The following is a 21,248-nucleotide window of genomic DNA, read 5'->3' as shown; positions in this document are numbered from 1 at the left end:
TCTTACTTGTGGCCACCGCCACCGCTGCTGTAGCCGCCCCAGCTGCCGCCGCTGCTGCCGGTGTAGACGCCGCTGCCGCGCGCGTTGGCGCGGCACTGGCGGTACTCGTTGCTGTTCTCGCCGAAGCTGTCCTTGTATCTCTGGCAGTCGTCGCTGGAGCAGGCGCGCAGCAGCGCGAACAGCAGCACGATGAGGAACAGGCCGATGATGATGTTGCGCAGCAGCTTGCCGCTGTTGTCCTTGAACGCGGAGGCGTCGCGCGTGAACTGCACGTCCGGCGCCGTCAGGCCGAAGGCGTTCTTCACGGCCTCGGCCGGCAGCGGGCTGCCGCCGCTCCAGGTGATCTCGGGGCCTTGTTGCTCGCGGCTCAGCAGATGCTGGCCATCGCGGGTGACGTAGTCGGTGACCTGGACGCGGTCGTCCAGCCTCACGGGCCAGTAGAACTCGCCCAGCACGTGGGTGGTCTTGGCACCGTAGACCCAGCGTTGCGTGTAGTCGCGGCCCTGCCAGCCGACACCGCCGCGGGTCTGGGTGGGCGCACCGGTCAGCGTGCGCACCAAGCTCCAGCCCTCGCGCGTGTCGACGAGGAAGGCGAAGCCTGCCAGCCGGTTGTAGAGCAGGTATTCGCGCCAGTAGCTCTGCTCGTCGTCGGCGTCCTCGGGGATGTCGCAGCGCTCCTGGTAGCCGACCACGGTCCAGGCCTCGGGCTTGCCGTCGACACCCAGCGTGCCGGTGCGGCCCAGCGGGATCAGCGGCGGCAGGCCACGGTCCTGCGGCGTGAAGCCCAGCGCCTTGGCGTCGCCTTCGGGCAGGTCCACCACGGCATTGCACTGGGCGCAGACCATACTCCTGGTCTGCGCGAGCTTGGGTTCCAACGGCGCGCCGCAGCTGGGGCAGGCGATGGATCTGCCCTTGAACTTCGCCTCGGCAACGGACTCGCCCTCGGCCGTCGTTCGCAGGCCCTGCAGGGCCAGGTCGGCCAGCGGCACGCTGCGGCCGACGGACCAGACCGGCGGGCCGTCCTCGCGGAATTCCAGCGTGCCGACCTCGTCCTGGGCGTTGCGCAGCTCGACGACGCGGCCCGCGCGCGGCACGCGCGGCAGCTCGCCCTCGGCCGCGCGGACGGCAGCTTCGACGATGGCGGCCACCTGCCAGCGCTGGCCGCCCAGCGTCAGCGGCAGGCCGACCTGCAGCGTCGGCGGCGGCGTTTCGGCGAGCGGCGCCTCCAGGCTGAGGACGAACTGGCCGTTGTCCTCGCTGAGCCAGGCCACGCGGGGCGTGTCGCCGCCGGCGTCGAAGAGCAGATGCCACTCGTTCCAGTTGCCCAGCTCCGAGCCGCGCTGCACGCGGCCCACGACGGCAAAGCCGCGGCCCGACCAGCGCCCGCTGGCGCCGAGCTGCAGCGGCGAGTAGTCCTCGAAGATCTCGGCGCTCTTGCCGATCTGGCTCAGCGTCTCGCCGTCGCGCAGCAGCGTGCTGCGGCAGAAGCCGCAGACGGCGCTCGCCGACGCGGCGCTCGCGAACTCGACGGGCGCGCCGCAATTCGGGCAGGCCGCCCGCCAGCGACGCTGGGCTTGTTCAGCCAAGTTTCTTGAGGAGGTCGGCCTTCTTGGCGGCGAATTCCTCGTCGGTCAGGATGCCCTTGGCCTTGAGGTCGCCGAGCTTTTCCAGCAGCGAGACGATGTCTTCCGGCTTGCTGGCCGCCGGCGCGGGCGCCGCGGTGCCGACGCCGGCCAGGCCCTGGCCCAGCGTCTGCGCCAGCGTCTGGCCCAGCGCCACGCCGGCGCCCAGGCCGATGGCCTCGCCGGCGATGCCGCTGCCGCCACCTGCTGCGCCCTTGGCCATCTCGGGCAGCGCCTGCGCGGCCTGGTACTGCATGAACTGGCCCATGTTCTGGCCGATGATGCCCATGCCGATGCGCTGGTCGAGGATCTTCTGCAGTTCCTCCGGCAGGGAGACGTTCTGCATCGTCACCGACAGCAGTTCCAGGCCCAGCGCAGCGAAGGCCGGCGCGGTGGCGTTCTTCAAGGCGGCAGCGAACTCGACCTGGTTGGCGGCCAGGTCCAGGAAGGGCGTACCGCTGCTGGCCACGGCGTCGCTGATGTGCTGCAGCATGGTGCCGCGCAACTGGCCTTCCAGGTCCTGCACCGTGTAGCGCTCGCGCGTGCCGGAGATCTGGCTGTGGAAGGTCTTGGGGTCCTGGATGCGGTACGCGTAGTTGCCGAAGGCGCGCAGGCGCACGGCGCCGAAGTCCTTGTCGCGGATGGCCACCGGCTGGCTGGTGCCCCAGCGCTGGTCGATCTGCTGGCGGGTGCTGAAGAAGTAGACGTCGCTCTTGAACGGCGACTCGAACAGCTTGTCCCAGTTCTTCAGGTAGGTCAGCACCGGCAGCGTCTGCGTGGTGAGCTTGTGGGTGCCGGGGCCGAAGACGTCGGCGACCTGACCTTCGTTGACGAAGACGGCGACCTGGGATTCGCGCACCACCAGCTGGCCGCCATTCTGGATTTCCATGCCGGACATCGGGAAGCGCCAGGCCAGCACACCATCGCCATCCTCCGTCCACTGGATGATGTCTATGAACTGTTTCTTGATGAAATCCATCAGGGCCATGTTGGTTCCTGCGTGCGGTAAATGGGAAATGACGACGAGTATCCGGCGGCGGCAGAAGACTTCAACGCCCAAACAGGTGAATCTCACCGCGCGCGAAGGTGAGAATCCGTGACATGGCAAGAGTTTGCATCCAGTCCGGTGACTTTGACCTTTCAGCAGAGGCAGCCTCCCTGCGAGCGGGGGATGGCGGCGTCGGCGCGGTCGTCGCCTTCGTCGGCACCGTGCGCGAGCACGGCAGCGGCGCCGCCGTGTCGGCCATGGAGCTGGAGCACTACCCCGGCATGACTGAGGCGGCTATCGAGGCCATGGTGGACGAGGCCTTTGCCCGCTTTGACATCCGGGCGGCCAAGGTCATCCACCGCGTCGGCACGCTGCAGGCATGCGATCAGATCGTTCTGGTGCTGGTCAGCAGCGCCCACCGGGGACAGGCCTTCCAGGCTTGCGAATTCCTGATGGACTACCTGAAGACCCAGGCGCCGTTCTGGAAGAAGGAGCACACGCCCGACGGCGCCCACTGGGTGGACGCCCGGGTGGCGGACGACGAGGCACTGGCGCGCTGGGGCATCGCGGGGGGGAACGCGGTTTGAATGCCATGGCCGTTTCGATCGGCGCCGCGCTGGGCGCGCTGGCGCGCTGGCAGGCTGGCCTCATGTTCAACACCCGCTGGGCGGGTTTTCCGCTCGGCACGCTGCTGGTCAACCTGGTGGGTGGCCTGCTCATCGGCATGGCGCTGGAATGGTTCGGCCGCCAGCCAAACGAGTTGCTGAAGCTGCTGCTGGTGACCGGCTTCCTGGGCGGGCTGACGACGTTTTCAGCCTTCTCGGGCGAGTCCCTGGCGCTGTTGAAGCATGGCGAGCTGGGCATGGCGCTGGCCCACACCCTGGCTCACGTCGTGGGGTCGCTGTTCGCCGCGTGGGTGGGCATGAAACTCGTTCAGGCCTTGATCTAAGGCAACTTGAAAAGCGCTGAAGGGCGCCCACTTGGCTTCGCAACCGGAGGATTCATCCATGCGTGCCGACAAGTTCACCACCCGTTTCCAGGAAGCCCTGGGCGAGGCGCAGAGCCTGGCCCTCTCCCGCGACAACCCCTACATCGAACCCGTCCATGTCCTGTCGGCGATGCTGGCCCAGGATGACGGGCCGCGGGCGCTGCTGGAGCGCGCCGGCGTCAAGGCCGCCGGGCTGAAGACGGCGCTGGACGGCCTGATGGCCGGCCTGCCCCAGGTCAGCGGCGCGGGCCAGACCGTTCAGGCGGGCCGCGACCTCGTCGCGCTGCTGCAGGCCGCCGAGAAGGAGGCCACCAAGCGCGGCGACCAGTTCATCGCCAGCGAGATGTTCCTGCTGGCCCTGGCCGACGCCAAGACCGACCTGGCCGGCGTGGTGCGCGGCCATGGCCTGTCGCGCAAGTCGCTGGAAGCCGCCATTCAAGCCGTGCGCGGCGGCCAGAGCGTGGACAACGCCGAAGCCGAAGGCCAGCGCGAGGCGCTCAAGAAGTACACGCTGGACCTGACCGAGCGCGCCCGCCTGGGCAAGCTTGACCCGGTGATCGGCCGCGACGAGGAAATTCGCCGCGCCATCCAGGTGCTGCAGCGCCGCAGCAAGAACAACCCGGTGCTGATCGGCGAGCCGGGCGTGGGCAAGACGGCCATCGTCGAGGGCCTGGCCCAGCGCATCGTCAACGGCGAGGTGCCGGATTCCTTGAAGAACAAGCGCGTGCTGGTGCTGGACATGGCCCTGCTGCTGGCCGGCGCCAAGTACCGCGGCGACTTCGAGGAGCGCCTGAAGGGCGTGCTGAAGGAAGTGGCCCAGGACGAGGGCCAGACCATCCTCTTCATCGACGAGATCCACACGATGGTGGGCGCCGGCAAGGCCGAGGGCGCCATCGACGCCGGCAACATGCTCAAGCCCGCGCTGGCGCGCGGCGAGCTGCACTGCATCGGCGCGACCACGCTGGACGAATACCGCAAGTACGTCGAGAAGGACGCCGCGCTGGAGCGCCGCTTCCAGAAGGTGCTGGTGGACGAGCCGAGCGTGGAGGCCACCATCGCCATCCTGCGCGGCCTGCAGGAGAAGTACGAGGTGCACCACGGCGTGGAGATCACCGACCCGGCCATCGTCGCCGCGGCGGAGCTGAGCCACCGCTACATCACCGACCGCTTCCTGCCCGACAAGGCCATCGACCTGATCGACGAGGCGGCGGCCAAGATCAAGATCGAGATCGATTCCAAGCCCGAGGCGATGGACCGGCTCGACCGCCGCATGATCCAGCTCAAGATCGAGCGCGAGGCGGTGCGCAAGGAGAAGGACGAGGGCTCGCTGAAGCGCTTCGGACTCATCGAGGAAGAGCTGCTGAAGCTGCAGCGCGAGTACGACGACCTGGAAGAGATCTGGACGGCCGAGAAGGCCCAGGCCCAGGGCTCGGCGCACGTGAAGGAAGAGATCGACCGCATCCGCCAGCAAATCGAGGAACTCAAGCGCAAGGGCGACTTCAACAAGGTCGCCGAGCTGCAGTACGGCCGTCTGCCCGAGCTGGAGAAGCAGCTCAAAGAAGCCCAGGCCAAGGAAGCCGGCAAGGCCGGCTCCAACAAGCCGCAGCTGCTGCGCACGCTGGTGGGCGCGGAAGAAATCGCCGAGGTCGTGGCGCGTGCCACCGGCATTCCGGTGTCCAAGCTCATGCAGGGCGAGCGCGAGAAGCTGCTGCAGATGGAAGCCAAGCTGCACGAGCGTGTCATCGGCCAGGACGAGGCCATCCAGGCCGTGTCCGACGCCATCCGCCGTTCGCGCGCCGGGCTGTCAGACCCCAACCGCCCGCTGGGTTCCTTCCTGTTCCTGGGCCCCACCGGCGTCGGCAAGACCGAGCTGTGCAAGGCCCTGGCCGGCTTCCTGTTCGACAGCGAAGACCACATGGTGCGCATCGACATGAGCGAGTTCATGGAGAAGCACTCGGTCAGCCGCCTGATCGGCGCGCCCCCGGGCTACGTGGGCTACGAGGAAGGCGGAACGCTGACCGAAGCCGTGCGCCGCAAGCCCTATTCCGTGCTGCTGCTCGACGAGGTCGAGAAGGCTCACCCGGACGTGTTCAACGTGCTGCTGCAGGTGCTGGACGATGGTCGCCTGACCGACGGCCAGGGCCGCACCGTGGATTTCAAGAACACCGTCATCGTGATGACCAGCAACCTCGGCTCGCAGCACATCATGGCGCTGTCGGGTGAGAAGGACGAGGTCATCCGCGAGGCGGTTTGGGGCGAGGTCAAGAGCCATTTCCGGCCCGAGTTCCTGAACCGCATCGACGAGACCGTCATCTTCCACGCGCTGGGCGCCGACCACATCAAGTCCATCGCCCGCATCCAGCTGCGCCAGCTCGAATCGCGCCTGGAGAAGCTGGAGATGAAGCTTGACGTAAGCGAGGCGGCCCTGGACGAGCTGGCCAAGGTGGGCTTCGACCCGGTGTTCGGCGCGCGGCCGCTGAAGCGGGCCATCCAGCAGCGCGTCGAGAACCCGCTGTCCAAGCTGATCCTGGAAGGCAGGTTCGGGCCGAAGGACGTGATTCCCGTGAACGTCGAGGGCGGCGAGTTCTCGTTCGGCCGGGTGGTGCACTAGACCGTGGTGGGCGCGTCGCTCTGCAGCGCCTGATCGGTTTCGACGCGGTTGCGGCCGGCCTTCTTGGCCCGGTACAGCGCCGCGTCGGCCCGCTTCAGGGCCTCGGCCGCTGAGGCGCCCGGCGGCGCCAGGGCCACGCCGAAGCTGGCCGTCACCGCGATGCGGCTGCCCGCCACGCTGATCTCGCTTTGTTGCACGCGCTCGCGCAGCTTCTCGGCCAGACGGGCGGCGTCGCGGATGCGCGTGCCCTGACAGGCGATCAGGAACTCCTCGCCGCCCCAGCGGCCGAAGACATCGCTGCCGCGCAGATTGGCCGCCACGGCGGCCGCCACGCGCTTGAGCACCTCGTCGCCGCCGTCGTGGCCGTGGCGGTCGTTGACATGCTTGAAGTGGTCGATGTCCAGCAGGAGCAGCGTCATGCCCTGGGCAGCCTCCTCGAAATCGTCCAGCGCCTGCTCCAGGCCACGGCGGTTCAGCACGCCGGTCAGCTCGTCGATGGTGGCCAGGCGGCGCAGCTTTTCCTGCTCGATGCGCAGCTGCCGCGTGCGTGCCGTCAGCGCGTCGATCTCGCGCTGCTGGCGGTTGTGGCTGCGGCGCAGGCTGCGCCATCCCTGCAGCGCTACCAGGCTGGCGCCCAGCAGCCAGGCGCACAGGATGGCCAGGTAGACGCGGTCGCGGCTGACCCATTCGCCCTTCAGCACCAGGCTGCGCAGTTGCAGCTCATGCTGCTGGCCGGTCAGCTCGGAGGGCAGGTCCACGGTCACGGTGGTGACGTTCTCCAGGCTGGGCCGCAGGTATTCGCGGGCCAGGTCGAACTGCTGGATCCACCACTCCGGCACGGTCAGCTCGCCCAGTTCCACATGCACCGGCCTGGCGACGTCGCGCGGCCGCAGGTTGACCGACTGGATGCGCGCGCTGTTGCCGTCCTCCAGCCTGGCAAAACGGGGGTCGAAGTTGCGCACGGCCAGGCGCACGAAAGGGGCGGGCCCCGAGTAGCGCAGGTCCATCTCCAGGCTGTCGAAACCGCTGAGGTCGCGCCCGCGCCGGGGATCGTCGCCGCTCAGCACCAGGGTCAGGCCGCAGGGCTGGTAGGCCACTCGTGCGGTGTAGCGGCATTGCCAGCGCAGGTGCTCGGCGTCCAGCCACTGCACCGGCGCGGCGCTGCCCGGGGTGTCGCCGGGCGTCATCAGGAAGAGGTTGCTGACGGCGCCGGGCTCGGTCAGCGTCAGCGTGCGCGCCGGCAGGCATTCCAGGCCGATGAGCGCGGCCAGCGTCAGCAGGATGCCGCCGACTAGGAGTTCAGGCTTGCTCGGGGAGTGGCGCACGCGAGGGGCGAGGTCGGATTTCGGGCCACTTTAGGGCCTGCCGGGCGCGGTGTCTGCCGCATCCGTCACGGCGGGCGGCAATCTCACCAGCGCGACTGGTGATCCTCGGTGACGCCAAGCAGCGCGGTGACGGCTCGCGCTTGTGCGGTGGCGTCGGCCTTCACGCTGCCCGAGAAGGTCCCCACCGGCTGGACGTAGCGGCTGGCTGCAAAGCCGAAGTTTTTGTCCGCAGCGCGTGCGCCCTCCGGCGTGAAGACGAGGTCGAGCAGGCCGTCGTCGGTGTGCACGTGCCAGGGGTCGAGCGGCCGTGCGGCGTCGAACTCGAACTGCGCGGCGCCGAGGGCGATGGGGCGACCGTCCAGCCACAGCACGTTCTCCTGGTCGCCGAAATAGCCCTGCTGCAGGTTGAAGCCGATGTCAGGGCCATGGGCGCTGGCCCAGCGCCAGGCCGTGTCGCGGGCGAGCAGGCCGTTGGAGGCATCGACCGCGGCCCAGGCGTCGTCCAGCTCGAAGCGTCGGCCGCCGGCCTCGGCGCGCCCCAGCACGGGCAGGGCGCTGGTCTTCTGCGTCGCATGCACCAGGCCGCCGGGAATGGGGCCGACGGCCAGCAGCGGCGGCGCCATGGCCTGCAGGCCGAGCTCGGCCTGCAGGCGCAGGCCCGGCGTGGCCACGTCCAGGCGCAGCACGTCGCCAGCCTCGTGCCGCAGCGTCAGTCGGGCTCGCGGGCCGCGGAACCAGGCGTGGGCGCCCTGCAGCGGCGCGTCTGACACGCCGGCCTGCAGTCCCGGCAGGCCATCCTGGCTCCAGTCGGCCAGCAGCGTGCGGCGTCGCCGGTCGAAGAGATAGGCGAAGGCCGAGGCGGCCCAGCCGACGTCGACGATGGCGACGCCGATGAAGACCTCGTTGTTGCCCAGGCCGACGTAGTGCCAGCGCTTGTGGTGCAGCTGGTGCCACAGCCAGGAGCGGCGCTCGGCGAGGCCTGTCCAGTCGATGCGTTCGATGCGGCCGGCATAGCGGCCATGGACGGGCGAGCCGTCGACGAGGACGGAGGTGGGGGCGGGTTTCATCGTGTGTGCAGCCTGCGCCACTGCAGCGGCGCCTGGCCGGTCCACTGCCGGAAGGCGCGCGTGAAGGCGCTCTGTTCGGAATATCCCAGCAGCAGGGCCACCTCGGCGAGCTCGACGCTGGCGTCGCGCAGATAGGCCTCGGCGAGCTGCCGGCGGGTCTCGCCCAGCAGGGCCTGGAAGCTCTGGCCCTGCTCGGCCAGCCGCCGCTGCAGGCTGCGCGGGCTCATCTGCAGGCTGCGGGCCAGGTCGGCCAGCTGCGTGCGGCCGCTGCGTATCAGCCCGACGAGGGCCTGGCGCCAGACGCCGACCGGCTCGCTGACGGCCGCCACCTGCTGCAGCAGCGCCTCGGCCTGGGCGTCCAGCAGCGCCAGCAGGGCAGCGTCGGCGCCGCGCAAGGGCAGGGCGAGGTCGCGCCGGGCGAGCACGAGGCGGGTGCTGGGCTGGTCAAAGCGCACCGGACCGCCGAAGAAGTCCTCGTAGGGCCGCGCGTCCGCCGGGCGGCGGTTGACGAAGTCCACGGCCAGCGCGCGCAGCGGCCTGCCCGTGAACTCGCGCGTCAGCTGCACCAGGGCGGCGAGGGCTGTTTCGTCCACCAGCGCGCCGGGCCGGCCGCGCTCCACGCCCCATTCGATGCACAGCCCCTCGGCGCAGGGATGGATCAGGGCGACGTTCACGTCGTAGACCGAGCGGTGATAGCGCTCCAGCCGCTGCAGGGCCTCGGCCAGCGTGCCGCAGGCCAGGGCCGCGAAGCCGACGACGCCGAAGTGGCGTGGCGCGATGCCGCGCGCCAGGCGCAGCGGGAAGGTGGATTTCGGCCCGGGGTCGAGCTCGCGCGCCCGCTCCAGCAGGGCCTGCCAGCGGCGCAGCGCGACGAAGCTCTCGGCCGGCGCCGGCGGCTCGCCCAGGGCCAGCGCGAGGCCCAGCGCGCCCATGTGCTCGAAGAGCAGCTGGACATAGCTGGCGGCGACGCGGGTTTCATCCATGGGACGCGCATGATGCCGCCACGGCCCCGACCGGCTGCTGCGTGATGACCCCAAGCCTGGCGCGATCCGTCAAAAACCCGGGTTTTGCCGTCAAGAAGCCGCGGCCGTTTGGCGTCAACATCGCGGCATGGACTGGCTGCTCGACCTCTACCAACGCCACTTCGACTGGCGCGACCTGACGCTGGTGATGCTGTCGCCCGTGTTCGCCGTCTTCATCGCGATGGAGGCCTGGCGTTTGCGCAAGACCGGCGTCTTCGATCTCTGGGACAGCTTCGACAGCCTGAACAGCGGTGGCAGCTACCTGGTGGCCGACCTTTTCCTGCTGACGGTGTTGGTGCTGCCGGCCATGGGTTGGGTCCACGACCATCGCCTCTTCACCATCGACGTGACCGTGTGGCGCTTCGTCGGACTGTTCTTGCTGGTGGAGTTCCTGTACTACTGGTTCCACCGTGGTAGCCATCGCATCCGCTGGTTCTGGTGCGCGCACGTCGTGCACCATGGTTCCGAGAAGATGAACTTCGGCACGGCGCTGCGGCAGAGCTGGTTCTACCCCATCGCCGGCAACTGGCTGTTCTACCTGCCGGCCGTGTGGCTGGGCTTCGAGCCGCGCTGGGTGCTGTTCGCGCTGTCGCTCAACCTGGGCTACCAGTTCTTCGTGCACACGACCTGGGTGGGCAGGATGCCGGCCTGGTTCGAGTTCGTCTTCAACACGCCCTCGCACCACCGCGCCCACCACGGCCGCAACCCGCAGTACATCGACAGGAACTTCGGCGGCATGCTGATCGTGTTCGACCGGCTGTTCGGCACCTTCGTGCCCGAGGAGGCGCCGGTGGACTACGGCCTGGAGCATCCCTTCCCGACCCACAACCTGTTCTGGCTGAACGCCCACGAGTGGCGTGCGATGTTCCGCGACATGGCGCACGAGAAGACCTGGGGCATGCGCCTGGCGCATCTGTGGAAGCCGCCGGAGTGGCGGCGGCACAGCAACGGTTTCCGAGATCAGGGCTGAAGGTATTTCGCCAGGAAGGCTTCCATGCGCTGCATGAAGTCCACCCGATTCCTGAGGACGCCGAAGCCATGGGCCTCGCCGGCATAGGTCACCCACACCGGGTCGTTGCCCGCCGCGCGCAGGGCTTCGCGCAGGCGCTTGCCGTGGGCCAGCGGCACGCGCTGATCCTGCTCGCCGAAGGCCAGCAGCAGCGGCGCCTTGATGCGGGCGGCCTGCCTGGCCGGTGAGTTGGCGGCCAGCATGACGGCGTCATTGACGGCGTCGCCCACGCGGTCGGGCATCTCGAACTTGCGGAAGTCGCCGCCCAGGTCGTCATCGACGAACCAGGAGCCGGTCACCAGCAGCTCCAGGTCGGTGACGGCCAGCCAGGCCACGCCGCAGCGGTAGAGGGCCGGGTCCTTGATCAGACCCATCAGGGTGCTGTAGCCGCCGTAGCTGGCGCCGGCGATGCAGGCCTTGTCGCTGGCAACGCCTTGCTTCTGCGCCCAGCGCAGCGCGTCGGCCACGTCATCCTGCATGGCCTGGCCCCATTGCTTGAAGCCGGCTTCCAGATGGGCGCTGCCATAGCCGGCACTGCCACGGAACTCGGGCTCGATGACGACGTAGCCCCGTGAGGCGAGGAACTGGGCGTCGGCGTCCCAGTGCCACTGGCTGCCGCGGATCCACGGGCCGCCGTGCACGAGGACGACGGCCGGCAGCGGCCCCTTTGCTTCGGGCGCGCGGGTGATCCAGACCGGCAGGTCCAGGCCGTCACGGGCCTTGATGCGCTGGAACTCCAGCGTGGCCATCTGATCGGGGCGGATGTCCTCTCGCACCGCGCGGAAGAGTCGCCAGTTGCGCTCGCCCTCCGGCGGCTTGCCCTGGAAGAGGTAGAGCTGGCCAGGGTTGCGGTCGCTGTAGCTGTGCACCAGGGCCACCATGTCGGGGGCGCCGCAGCGGCGGCAGTCGATGCGGTTCACGCGGCCGGGGAAAAGACCGTCGGCGCGCTGCTGGAAGGCCTTCATCGCGTCGTCGAACCAGATCGTGGTCTCGGCCTCGGCGATGACGCGCACGCCCAGCGTGCGGCCGTTCTCGTCTGTGACGAGGTCGCCGCGGAAATCGAAGCCCGGCACGGCGATCAGCGGCTTGGCCTCGGGCGCGCTGCTCTTGAAGTCGAAGCGCGACAGCGCGCGGTGGCCGCCGGCGCCTTCGGCGCGCGAGACCCAGAGCGTGCCCGCATCGTCCACCGCCTCGACGCGGTAGGGCAGGGTGAGCAGGTCGCTCTCGTATAGCTGGGTCCAGGTGCGCGTGCCGGGCGGCTGCCACCAAGCTGCCTGGCGGCCCTTGAACTGGGTGAGGGCGACGCGCGGCTCGCCCAGGCTGTCGGCCACCCAGCCCACGGTGTGCACGGGCTCCTTGTAGTCGACGCTGCGCGTGGTGTTGCTGGCGGTGTTCAGCCAGACCGGTGTCTCCACCGCCTCGCCGGTGTACGAGTACTCGACGAGCAGCACCTCTTCGTTGACCTTGCCCGGCCGCGACGGCGGCACGGCCACGAGGCGGTGGTTCCAGTCCAGCATGCGGTCGTCGCGGCCATCGCTGATGACGGCCTTGAACTGGCGACGCACCAGCTGGCGGGCCGGCGAGCCGTCGGTCTTCACGGTGAACAGCCCCGGCGCGCCGGCCGGGCGGCCGCTGCCGGCGCTGAAGTCGGTCACGCCGAACACGAGGCGGTCGTCGTTCACCCAGTGCACATTCATCACGTCCGCCTCGGGGAACTGGGCGGCGCGGATGGCGCGGCCGCCGGGTGCCAAGTCGTAGACGGCAAGGCCCGCGCGGGCCGTGCCCTTGGCCGTGGTGATGGCCAGGCGCCGGCCAGAGGGCGACAACACGGCTTCGCCGATGTCGGCGTCCTTGAAGAAGGCCTCCGCGGGCGGCGGCGCGGCCTGGGCGAGCGAGGCGCCCAGGCAGGCGAGTGCGAGCGCGGCGGTGCGCAATGTCGAGGCCATGGCCTCCTCCCTGATGTCGATTGTTTTGCGGGGCGGGAGGATAGCGGAGCCGCGGTCTGGCTCAAGGCTGCAGGTACTTGGCCAGGAAGGCCTCCAGGCGCTCGGCGAAATCCACGCGGTTCTTCAGGATGCTGAAGCCATGGCCCTCGCCGGGATAGCTGACCCAGACCGGCTCGTTGCCCGCTTCCTTCAGTGCCTTGCGCATGCGTTCGCCGTGGGCCAGCGGCACGCGCAGATCCGCCTCGCCGAAGGCGAGCAGAAGCGGCGCCTTGATGCGGGCGGCCTGCTTGACCGGCGAGTTGGCTGCCACCATGGCGGCGTCCTTGTCGGGGTCGCCGATCATCTCGGGCAGGGCGTATTTGCGGCCGAAGCTGCTGGCGTCGTCCTTGATCCACCAGGAGCCGCGCAGCAGCAGGTCGAGGTCGGTCACGGCCAGCCATGCGACGCCGCAGCGGTAGAGCTCGGCGTCCTTCACCAGGCCCATCAGCGTGCTGTAGCCGCCGTAGCTGGCGCCGGCGATGCAGGCCTTGTCGCTGGCGATGCCTTGCTTCTGCGCCCAGCGCAGCGCGTCGGCCACGTCGTCCTGCATGGCCTGGCCCCACTGCTTGAAGCCAGCCTTGAAGTGCGCTTCGCCATAGCCCGCGCTGCCGCGAAATTCGGGCTCGATGACGGCATAGCCGCGCGAGGCCAGGAACTGCGCCATGGGATGCCAGCCCCAGCTGCTGCCGCGCACCCAGGGGCCGCCGTGCACGAGGACGACGGCGGGCAGCGGGCCCTTGGCCTCGGCGCTCCTCGTGACCCAGACCGGCAGGTCGCGGCCATCGCGGGCGGGGAAGCGGTGCAGGTCCAGCACCGCCATCTGCTCGGGCTTGACGTCGGCGCGCATGGCGCCGAGCGAGGCCCAGGGCTTTTCGCCCACGGGCGGCCTGGCCTGGAAGTACCAGAGGCGGCCGGGGTCGCGGTCGCTGGTGCTGCGCACCAGGGCCACCATGTCGGGCTCGCCGCAGCGGCGGCAGCTGATTTGGTTGATGCGGCCGGGGAAGAGGCGGTCCGCCCGTTCCTGCAGGGCCTTCAGCGCCTCGTCGAACCAGACCGTCGTCTCGCCGTCTACTGTCACGCGCACGCCGCGGGCGCGGCCGGTACCGTCGGTGATGAGGCTGCCGGCGAAGTCGAAGCCCGGCGTGACGACCAGCGGCTTGGGCTCGGGCGCCTTGGCGGCAAAGTCGTAGCGCGTCAGCACCTGCAGGCCCTGCGGGCCGTCGTTGCGCGTCACGTAGAGGTTGCCGGCGTTGTCCACCGAGTTGGGCGCGAAGGGCGCGTTGAACAGGTCGGCCTCGTAGAGCTGCGCCCATTCCTTGCTGCCCGGCGCCCGCCACCAAGCCGCCTGGCGGCCCTTGTTCAGCGTGATGGCGACGCGCGGCTCGGCCTGGTCGTCTGTCAGCCAGCCCACGGTGTTGCGCGGCTGGTCGAAGCTGACCGAGCGCGTGCGGCCGGTGCGCGCGTTCAGCCACAGCGGCGTCAGCGTGTGAACGTCGTCCAGCGCCCACTCGGCGATCAGCACCTCGTCGTTCACGGCGCCTGCCTGCGGCGCCGGCACGCGCAGCAGCCGGTGGTTCCAGTCCAGGATGCGCTCGTCCACGCCGCCGGAGGTGACGAAGGGTTTGCCCATGCGGCGCACGAGTTGGCGCAGCTGCTTGCCATCGGCGTTGACGCCGAACAGCCCCGGCGCGCCGCTGGGGCGGCCGCTGCCTTCCGACAGGTCCACGATGCTGAAGATCAGCCGCTCCTCGTTGACCCAGCGCACCTGGCTGACGTCGCCGTCGCTGAACTGCGCGACGCGCTGCATCTTGCCGTCGGGTCCCATGTCGACGATGACGAGGCCGACGCGCGGCGCGCCCTTGGCCGAGGTGATGGCCAGGCGCCGGCCCGAGGGCGACAGTTGGGCCTCGACGATGTCGGCGTCCTTGAAGAACACCTCGGCGGGCAATGGTGCGGTTAGCGCGGCCTGCGCCATGCCAGCGGACAGCAAAAAGCCGGCGAGGACGCCGGCCAAGCGTTTCAAAGTCTCCAAGATGCCTCCCTGTGCTGCTTCGTTGACAGCGCTGGACAGCATAGGGCCGGGCGCCGCGTAGCGAGGCTGCGCGACTGGGCAATCCTCACCCCGGGCCAGGGTGGCGCCCCTGCGGGACAATGCTCGGCCATGACTGCTGCTCCCCAAGACGCCCCCGTCGTCATCATCGGTGCTGGCCTGGCCGGTCTGACCGTGGCCCTGCACCTGGCCGACAGCGTGCCTGTCGTCATCCTCGCCAAGCGCGAGCTCACCGAGGCGGCCACCGCCTGGGCCCAGGGCGGCATCGTCGGTGTGCTGGGCAGCGACGACAGCATCGAAAGCCACGTGCGCGACACCCAGGACGCTGGCGCCGGCCTCGTCGACGAAGCCACGGCCCGCTTCATCGCCGAGCGCAGCGCCGCGGCCGTGGGCTGGCTGGTGGACCAGGGCGTGCCCTTCACGCCCGACGACACCGGCCCCATGGGCCTGCACCTCACGCGCGAGGGCGGCCACGCGGTGCGTCGCATCGCCCACGCTGCCGACGCCACCGGCAAGGCCATCCACGACCAACTGCTGGAGGTGGCGCGCAGGCACCCTAACATCACCCTGCGCGAGCGCTGGATGGCGCTGGATCTCATCACGTCGCGCCACGCCCAGCGCGATGAGCCGCCGCGCGTCTACGGCGTCTACGCGCTGGACATCGACACGCAGCGCGTCGAGACACTGTCCGCGCGTGCCGTCGTGCTGGCTACCGGCGGCGCCGGCAAGGTCTACCGTTACACCACCAACCCCGACACCTCCACCGGCGACGGCATCGCCATGGCCTGGCGGGCCGGCTGCCGGGTGGCGAACATGGAATTCATCCAGTTCCATCCGACCTGCCTCTACCACCCGCAGGAGCGCAGCTTCCTCATCACCGAGGCCTTGCGCGGCGAGGGCGGTCATCTGAAGTTGCCCGATGGCACCCGCTTCATGGCCGCCCACGACGAGCGCATGGAGCTGGCGCCACGCGACATCGTCGCCCGCGCCATCGACTTCGAGATGAAGAAGCACGGCCTGGACCACGTGTGGCTGGACGCCACCCACCTCGGCGAGGCCTTCCTCATTGAGCACTTCCCGACGATTCACGCGCGCTGCCTCAAGCTCGGCATCGACATCGCCAAGCAGCCCATCCCCGTCGTGCCGGCCGTGCACTTCACCTGCGGCGGTGCCGTGACCGACCTGGCTGGCCGCTGCGACCTGCCGGGCCTGTATGCCGTAGGCGAGACCGGCTACACCGGCCTGCACGGCGCCAACCGGCTGGCCAGCAACTCGTTGCTGGAATGCGTGGTGCTGGGCCAGACCTGCGCGGCCGACATCCTCAGCCACGCACCGCAGGAACCGGCGCCATTGCCGGCCTGGGACGAGAGCCAGGTCGAGAACGCCGACGAGCAGGTCGTCATCGCCCACAACTGGGACGAACTGCGCCTCTTGATGTGGAACTACGTCGGCATCGTGCGCACCACCAAGCGCCTGGAGCGGGCCTTGCACCGCATCGACCTCTTGCGCGGCGAGATCGACGACTACTACGCCAACTTCCGCGTTACGCGCGACCTGCTGGAGCTGCGCAACCTGGTGGACTGCGCCGAGCTCATCGTGCGCTCGGCCCTGATGCGCCACGAGAGCCGCGGCCTGCACTACAGCCGCGACTATCCGCAGACGCTGCCGGTGAGCTTCCCGACGGTGCTGATCAGCGAGCGCCGCCGCCGCTAGGGTTTACTTGCGCGACCTCAGCGCCGTGCGGGCCTGCACGAAGTTGAACGCATAGCTGACCGCCTCGACGATGGCGTTGTCGATCTCCAGGCGCTCGTGCTCGGTCAGGTAGAAGCTGAAGTCCACCTCGTGGCGGATGTAGCGCGGGGGCAGGCGGTTCAGCGCCACGCAGCAGACGTCGCAGAGCAGGTCGTTGCTGGCGGCGATCTCGGGATAGTCCTTGGACGAGTCCATGACTGCCGCGAAGACTTCGCGCTCGTGATGGTTGTAGAGGGAGCTGAAGTCGGCGTTCATGGCGGGCTTTCCGGATGCGATGGCAGATTTATAGCGTGTTCAGGCCGCACCGATGCCCGGAGTCATCCCGCTGGGCGCGGCCTTTCGCGCAGCGACGAAATCCAGCATGCGCGTGATGCAGCGCTGGGCCTTCACGCGGGTGGCTTCGTCGACCTGGATCTCGGGCTGGCCGCTTTCCAGGCAATCCACCAGATTGGCCAGGCCGTTCATCGCCATCCAGGGGCAGTGGGCGCAGCTCTTGCACGTCGCGCTGTTGCCGGCCGTGGGCGCCTCGATCAGCGTCTTGCCCGGCGCCAGCTGGCGCATGCGGTGCAGGATGCCGTTGTCGGTGGCGACGATGTAGGCCGGCGCGTTGCCTTCCACCACGGCCTTGATCAGCGCCGAGGTGGAGCCCACCACGTCGGCCTGCTGGACCACGCTGCGGGGCGACTCCGGATGCACCAGCACCAGCGCGCCAGGGTGTTCGTCGCGCAGCAGCTCCAGCTCCAGGCCCTTGAACTCGTCGTGCACGATGCAGGCGCCGTTCCACATCAGCATGTCGGCGCCGGTCTGCTCCTGGATGTAGCGGCCGAGGTGGCGGTCGGGTGCCCACAGGACCTTCTGGCCCTTGGCGTGCAGGTCGGCCACGATCTCCAGCGCGCAGGAACTGGTCACCATCCAGTCGGCGCGGGCCTTCACGGCGGCGCTGGTGTTGGCGTAGACGACGACCTGGCGGTCCGGGTGGGCGTCGCAGAAGCGCGCGAAGTCGTCGGCCGGGCAGCCCAGGTCCAGCGAGCAGGTGGCGTCCAGGTCGGGCATCAGCACGCGCTTCTCGGGGCTGAGGATCTTGGCCGTCTCGCCCATGAAGCGCACGCCGGCCACCACCAGCGTCTGTGCGGCGTGGTCGCGGCCGAAGCGGGCCATCTCCAGCGAGTCGGCGACGCAGCCGCCGGTGGCCAGCGCGAGGTCCTGCAGCGCGCCGTCCACGTAGTAGTGGGCGACGAGGACGGCGTTGTGCCTTGCCAGCAAGGCCTTGGCGCGCTCGGTCAGGGCCTGGCGCTCGGGTGGCGTCAGCGGCGCGGGCGTCTTGGCCCAGGCGTGGGCGGTGGAGCAGGTGCCGGCGGCATCCTGCCGGGTGTAGTCGAAGAGGGTCTGGGACATCTTGGCATCGGCCGGGGAGGGCCGCGGTTCGAACCGCAAGTGTCGCGCAGAGCGGGCCGGCCGGGCGCGCTGCTGCGCCAAGCCCGCGCTCAGGGCAGGCGCATCACATCGCGCTCGCTGACGCGCACAGTGTTGGTCGGCTCGTTGCCCCGGCGATAGGTCACGCTCAAGGTCTTGCGCTGGCCCGGCGCGGGGTCGAAGCCGAACAGCTCGTTGCGCACCTCGATGTCCAGGCGGTCGCCGCGCACCTGGGCGCGCACGGCCTGGGTCACGTCCATCCAGCGGCCTTCGCCTCCGCCGTAGCTGGCACTCTCGATGACGAGGCGGCCCGCGGGCATGGGGCGCATCGGACCGCGATCGCCTCGGCCGCCCCAATCGCCGCGGCCCCAGCCGACGAACTGGGCGCCGTCCACGGTCTGGTATTCGCGGTAGTCGAAGGTGCGCTGCTGGCCGGCGCGGTCACGGGCGACGATGCGCAGGATCTTGGTCTGGCCCGGCAGCGGGTCCACACCGAAGAGATCGTTGGTGAGGCGGAACTGCTGGTCGCGGCGTGCCAGTTCGCGCAGGCGGTCGGTGACGTCCACATCGCGGCCGCTGGCGCCATAGGTGGCGTAGAGGATGGTGAACTCGCCGTCATCTCGGCGTTCTCCGCGTTCTCCGCGTTCTCCGCGGTCGCCGTGCCAGCCGCGCGAGCCGCCGCCATCGCCCCAGTTGCCGCCGCCCCAGCCGATGAACTGGGCGCCGTCCACCCAGTCGCGCTCGCGGTACTCGAACTGGCGTTCCTGGCCCGAGCGGTCGCGCGCATAGATGCGCAGCGTCTTGGTGCGGCCCGGGTCGGGGTCGACGCCGAAGAGGTCGTTGGTCAGGCGAAAGCGCCTGTCCTGGCGCGCCAGCTCGCGCAGGCGGCCGGTCACGTCCACATGGCCGTTTTCGGTGCCGTAGCGGGCCTGCAGGATGACGAATTCGCCGTCGTCCTGCGCGCGCGCCGGCAGCGTCAGAGCGCCAAGCAGGCCGGCGGTCAGGCCCAGGGTAAGGTGACGTCTTTGCATCATGGTGAGCTACCTTGTTGTCGTTTGTGGGCCATCCTATGGCGACTCAACGCGCGGGCGGTGTCGTCGGCCTGACGAGACATGCCGTCAGCTTCGTAACGACGCGTGTCGCGCCGCCGGCTTCGGTGCCGTGCCTGGCCCTCAGGCCTCGGCAAAAAAGCGGCTGGGCGGCATGCCCACCGTGCGCGTCACCATGGCCGTGAACGCACTGGCGCTGGCGTACCCGAGCTCGGCGGCGATGTGGCTCATGGGCCGGCCGCGCGCGGCCAGCGTCAGCGCGTGAGCCAGCAGCAGCTGCGAGCGCCACTGCGCGAAGCTGGTGCCCAGCTGTTCGCGGAACAGCCGGCTCAGCGTGCGCGGGCTGGCACCGGTCTCGGCGGCCCATTCCTCCAGTCCGGCATGGCGGCCGGGCTCGCGCAGCATGGCCTCGCAAAGCCTGCGCAGGCGGGCGTCCTGGGGCAGGGCGACGCCCAGCGCCAGCGGGCGGGCGCGCCTGAGCTCGACGAGCAGGAGCGACTCGATGCCGCGGCGGCGCTCGCCGTCCTCCGCGCTTTCCGGCGGCGCCGGGTCGGGGATGGCGGGCAGGGCCAGCACCAATTCGCGCAGCAGCGGCGACACCTCCAGCACCCGGCCCACCAGCCAGGCATCGCCGGCCAGCAGCTCGGGGGCGAGGTAGAGGGTGCGCAGATCGCACTGCTCGATGGCCGTCACCGCGTGGACGATGCCCGGCGGTATCCAGACCGCCCGGGACGGCGGCACGATGTAGGTCGAGACCTCGGTGCTCACCCGCACCGCACCCGTCATCGAGAAGACGAGCTGGGCCCAGTCATGCCGGTGGGGCTGGATGTCGGCCAGGTGCTCCAGCACGCGCGACTTGGCGCGCAACGGGCGTCCGGGCGTGGGCGCAAAGCGCTCGGGCGAGACGGCGGGAAAGCTCTGGCGACCGGGCATGGCTGGATTTCGATAGAACTTGACTAACCATCGTAACCGCGCCGACCCGGGCCTGCCTACATTGAACCCATGAACACTGCCCTCGCTTCCTCGCTCGATGCCGGCCAGCAGCGCCGGCGCGACGTCACGACGATCTCGACCATCGGCGTCGCCCACGGCACCTCGCATTTCTTCCACATGCTGCTGCCGCCACTGTTCCCGGCCTTCATCCAGGCCTTCGGGCTGAGCTACTCGGAGCTGGGCCTGCTGGTGACGACCTTCTTCGTCATCTCCGGCGCCGGCCAGGCGCTGTCGGGCTTCATCGTCGACCGTATTGGCGCGCGGCCGGTGCTGTTCGCGGCGATGGCGAGCTTCTTCCTGGCGTCCGTCGCGGCAGCTCTGGCCCAGGGCTTCGGCGGGCTGATGCTGGCAGCGGCCCTGGCCGGCGTGGGTAACGCGCCGTTCCACCCGGCGGACTTCACCATCCTGAACAAGCGCGTGTCGCAACCACGCCTGGGCCATGCCTTCTCGGTGCATGGCATCAGCGGCAACCTGGGGTGGGCGTTCGCGCCGGTGTTTTCCATCGGCATCGCCGAGGCGAGTGGCAACTGGCGCTTCGCCTACCTCGGCACGGCTCTGGTGGCGCTGACGGTGATGGGCCTGCTGTTCTGGCAGCGCGCGGCCATCGACGACCGCCAGGGCTCCTGGGGCCACGCCAAGCCGGCGCCGGGCGCCAAGGAAGAGCACCCCATGGCCTTCCTGAAGCTGCCATCGGTGTGGCTGTGCTTCTCCTTCTTCTTCTGGAGCACGGCGGCGCTGTCGGCCATCCAGAGCTTCGCCAGCCCGGCCCTGCACCAGATGTACGGCCTGCCGCTGGGGCTGACGGCCTATGTCGTCACCGGCTACATGCTGGCGGGTGCTGCGGGCATGGTCTGCGGCGGCTTCCTGGTGGCCCGGGCCGAGCGGCTGGAGCGCACCATCGCCTTCGCGCTGGCGTTGGCGGCAGGCCTGCTGCTGCTGACGGCCACAGGCTGGTTGCCCGGCCTCATGGCTGCCACGGTGGCTGCGTTGGCCGGCTTCGGCACCGGCCTGGCCGGCCCCTCGCGCGACATGCTCATCAAGCGCGCCGCGCCGCCCGGGGCGACGGGGCGCGTGTACGGCACCGTCTACTCGGGCCTGGACCTCGGCTTCGCGCTGGCCGCGCCGGTGTTCGGCGCCATCCTGGACCATGGCATGCCGCGCGGCGTGTTCGCCGGCTCGGCGGCGGCGCTCCTGATGGGCGTGGCGTCGGCCGGCCTGGTGGGCATGGGCCTGGCGCGCCGGCGGGCCCTGGTGCCTGCAGCAGGCTGAAGCATCCAGGTGCAGGCAGACATCGGCGTGGCCGATGCAGGGCTGAAGCGTGTTGCACGACTCCTTTGCCCGGGCCACGGCGCAGACCTTGGCCGCCTACCCGGG

Annotated in this window: 17 protein-coding genes; 6 read left to right on the top strand and 11 right to left on the bottom strand. The window is 69.8% G+C overall.

Annotated features, from left to right (window positions below):
• Positions 1-2: 2 nt before the first annotated feature.
• Together AC07VX_RS22180 and AC07VX_RS22175 are read right to left on the bottom strand one after the other, a co-directional pair.
• Positions 3-1,586, bottom strand: a complete 1,584-nt coding sequence (locus AC07VX_RS22180; RefSeq protein WP_493167213.1) for a DUF4178 domain-containing protein — start codon at positions 1,584-1,586, stop codon at positions 3-5.
• Entirely contained in the window at positions 1,579-2,610 is a 1,032-nt protein-coding gene (locus tag AC07VX_RS22175; RefSeq protein ID WP_493167212.1) for an SPFH domain-containing protein, read from the bottom strand. The genes AC07VX_RS22180 and AC07VX_RS22175 overlap by 8 nt, the downstream gene beginning before the upstream one ends.
• Before the next feature lie 113 nt (positions 2,611-2,723).
• Between AC07VX_RS22175 and AC07VX_RS22170 the strand changes: the two genes are divergently transcribed.
• From AC07VX_RS22170 to clpB, 3 genes are read left to right on the top strand one after another with little or no spacing between them, the layout of a single operon-like run.
• The gene (locus tag AC07VX_RS22170) at positions 2,724-3,197 is read left to right on the top strand and encodes a molybdenum cofactor biosynthesis protein MoaE (protein ID WP_493167211.1); all 474 of its coding nucleotides are present in this window, start codon (positions 2,724-2,726) and stop codon (positions 3,195-3,197) included.
• Between the two features lie 5 nt (positions 3,198-3,202).
• Positions 3,203-3,559 (top strand): fluoride efflux transporter CrcB, encoded by a 357-nt coding sequence (crcB, locus tag AC07VX_RS22165; protein ID WP_493167210.1) that lies wholly within the window; start codon positions 3,203-3,205, stop codon positions 3,557-3,559.
• A 58-nt stretch (positions 3,560-3,617) separates the two neighbouring features.
• Positions 3,618-6,209, top strand: a complete 2,592-nt coding sequence (gene clpB / locus AC07VX_RS22160; protein WP_493167209.1) for an ATP-dependent chaperone ClpB — start codon at positions 3,618-3,620, stop codon at positions 6,207-6,209.
• Here clpB and AC07VX_RS22155 read toward each other — a convergent pair.
• The 3 genes from AC07VX_RS22155 to AC07VX_RS22145 all read right to left on the bottom strand — a co-directional run bounded on the left by AC07VX_RS22155 (position 6,206) and on the right by AC07VX_RS22145 (position 9,584).
• Complete coding sequence (locus tag AC07VX_RS22155) at positions 6,206-7,534, bottom strand: GGDEF domain-containing protein (protein ID WP_493167208.1); 1,329 nt, start codon at positions 7,532-7,534, stop codon at positions 6,206-6,208. The genes clpB and AC07VX_RS22155 overlap by 4 nt on opposite strands.
• Positions 7,535-7,617: 83 nt before the next feature.
• The gene (locus AC07VX_RS22150) at positions 7,618-8,601 is read right to left on the bottom strand and encodes a DUF2804 domain-containing protein (RefSeq protein WP_493167207.1); all 984 of its coding nucleotides are present in this window, start codon (positions 8,599-8,601) and stop codon (positions 7,618-7,620) included.
• Positions 8,598-9,584: an AraC family transcriptional regulator gene (locus tag AC07VX_RS22145; protein ID WP_493167206.1), complete on the bottom strand. Its 987-nt coding sequence runs from the start codon at positions 9,582-9,584 to the stop codon at positions 8,598-8,600. Before AC07VX_RS22145 ends, AC07VX_RS22150 begins: the two co-directional genes overlap by 4 nt.
• Before the next feature lie 127 nt (positions 9,585-9,711).
• Here AC07VX_RS22145 and AC07VX_RS22140 point away from each other — a divergent pair, with 127 nt between their 5' ends.
• Positions 9,712-10,593, top strand: a complete 882-nt coding sequence (locus AC07VX_RS22140; RefSeq protein WP_493167205.1) for a sterol desaturase family protein — start codon at positions 9,712-9,714, stop codon at positions 10,591-10,593.
• Here AC07VX_RS22140 and AC07VX_RS22135 read toward each other — a convergent pair.
• A complete protein-coding gene (locus tag AC07VX_RS22135) occupies positions 10,584-12,578 on the bottom strand; it encodes a S9 family peptidase (RefSeq protein ID WP_493167204.1) in 1,995 nt (664 codons plus the stop codon). The two genes, AC07VX_RS22140 and AC07VX_RS22135, sit on opposite strands and share 10 nt — an antisense overlap.
• A 61-nt stretch (positions 12,579-12,639) precedes the next feature.
• A complete protein-coding gene (locus AC07VX_RS22130) occupies positions 12,640-14,649 on the bottom strand; it encodes an alpha/beta hydrolase family protein (RefSeq protein WP_493183955.1) in 2,010 nt (669 codons plus the stop codon).
• Between the two features lie 129 nt (positions 14,650-14,778).
• Between AC07VX_RS22130 and nadB the strand changes: the two genes are divergently transcribed.
• Positions 14,779-16,380, top strand: coding sequence for an L-aspartate oxidase (nadB, locus tag AC07VX_RS22125; RefSeq protein ID WP_493167202.1), 1,602 nt, complete (start codon positions 14,779-14,781; stop codon positions 16,378-16,380).
• Between the two features lie 3 nt (positions 16,381-16,383).
• Here nadB and AC07VX_RS22120 read toward each other — a convergent pair whose 3' ends face one another.
• The 4 genes from AC07VX_RS22120 to AC07VX_RS22105 all read right to left on the bottom strand — a co-directional run bounded on the left by AC07VX_RS22120 (position 16,384) and on the right by AC07VX_RS22105 (position 19,814).
• Positions 16,384-16,674 carry a late competence development ComFB family protein gene (locus tag AC07VX_RS22120; protein ID WP_493167201.1) on the bottom strand — a complete coding sequence of 97 codons (291 nt, stop codon included), beginning with the start codon at positions 16,672-16,674 and terminating at the stop codon, positions 16,384-16,386.
• Between the two features lie 39 nt (positions 16,675-16,713).
• Entirely contained in the window at positions 16,714-17,814 is a 1,101-nt protein-coding gene (nadA, locus tag AC07VX_RS22115; RefSeq protein ID WP_493167200.1) for a quinolinate synthase NadA, read from the bottom strand.
• Between the two features lie 89 nt (positions 17,815-17,903).
• A complete protein-coding gene (locus AC07VX_RS22110; protein WP_493167199.1) occupies positions 17,904-18,866 on the bottom strand; it encodes a hypothetical protein in 963 nt (320 codons plus the stop codon).
• Positions 18,867-19,004: 138 nt separating this feature from the next.
• A complete protein-coding gene (locus AC07VX_RS22105) occupies positions 19,005-19,814 on the bottom strand; it encodes an AraC family transcriptional regulator (protein WP_493167198.1) in 810 nt (269 codons plus the stop codon).
• 69 nt (positions 19,815-19,883) lie between these two features.
• Here AC07VX_RS22105 and AC07VX_RS22100 point away from each other — a divergent pair, with 69 nt between their 5' ends.
• The gene (locus AC07VX_RS22100) at positions 19,884-21,143 is read left to right on the top strand and encodes an MFS transporter (RefSeq protein ID WP_493167197.1); all 1,260 of its coding nucleotides are present in this window, start codon (positions 19,884-19,886) and stop codon (positions 21,141-21,143) included.
• Positions 21,144-21,248 lie beyond the last annotated feature (105 nt).

This window comes from Roseateles sp. GW821-FHT03B02, assembly GCF_059421025.1.
This window is presented reverse-complemented; position numbering and strand designations above follow the sequence as displayed.

Bases quoted from the DNA above. Each gene is read 5' to 3' on its own strand.
- AC07VX_RS22175 (WP_493167212.1), bottom strand. From the start codon at position 2,610: ATGGCCCTGATGGATTTCATCAAGAAACAGTTCATAGACATCATCCAG.
- AC07VX_RS22170 (WP_493167211.1), top strand. From the start codon at position 2,724: ATGGCAAGAGTTTGCATCCAGTCCGGTGACTTTGACCTTTCAGCAGAG.
- crcB (WP_493167210.1), top strand. From the start codon at position 3,203: ATGGCCGTTTCGATCGGCGCCGCGCTGGGCGCGCTGGCGCGCTGGCAG.
- clpB (WP_493167209.1), top strand. From the start codon at position 3,618: ATGCGTGCCGACAAGTTCACCACCCGTTTCCAGGAAGCCCTGGGCGAG.
- AC07VX_RS22150 (WP_493167207.1), bottom strand. From the start codon at position 8,601: ATGAAACCCGCCCCCACCTCCGTCCTCGTCGACGGCTCGCCCGTCCAT.
- AC07VX_RS22145 (WP_493167206.1), bottom strand. From the start codon at position 9,584: ATGGATGAAACCCGCGTCGCCGCCAGCTATGTCCAGCTGCTCTTCGAG.
- AC07VX_RS22140 (WP_493167205.1), top strand. From the start codon at position 9,712: ATGGACTGGCTGCTCGACCTCTACCAACGCCACTTCGACTGGCGCGAC.
- AC07VX_RS22135 (WP_493167204.1), bottom strand. From the start codon at position 12,578: ATGGCCTCGACATTGCGCACCGCCGCGCTCGCACTCGCCTGCCTGGGC.
- nadB (WP_493167202.1), top strand. From the start codon at position 14,779: ATGACTGCTGCTCCCCAAGACGCCCCCGTCGTCATCATCGGTGCTGGC.
- AC07VX_RS22120 (WP_493167201.1), bottom strand. From the start codon at position 16,674: ATGAACGCCGACTTCAGCTCCCTCTACAACCATCACGAGCGCGAAGTC.
- nadA (WP_493167200.1), bottom strand. From the start codon at position 17,814: ATGTCCCAGACCCTCTTCGACTACACCCGGCAGGATGCCGCCGGCACC.
- AC07VX_RS22110 (WP_493167199.1), bottom strand. From the start codon at position 18,866: ATGATGCAAAGACGTCACCTTACCCTGGGCCTGACCGCCGGCCTGCTT.
- AC07VX_RS22105 (WP_493167198.1), bottom strand. From the start codon at position 19,814: ATGCCCGGTCGCCAGAGCTTTCCCGCCGTCTCGCCCGAGCGCTTTGCG.
- AC07VX_RS22100 (WP_493167197.1), top strand. From the start codon at position 19,884: ATGAACACTGCCCTCGCTTCCTCGCTCGATGCCGGCCAGCAGCGCCGG.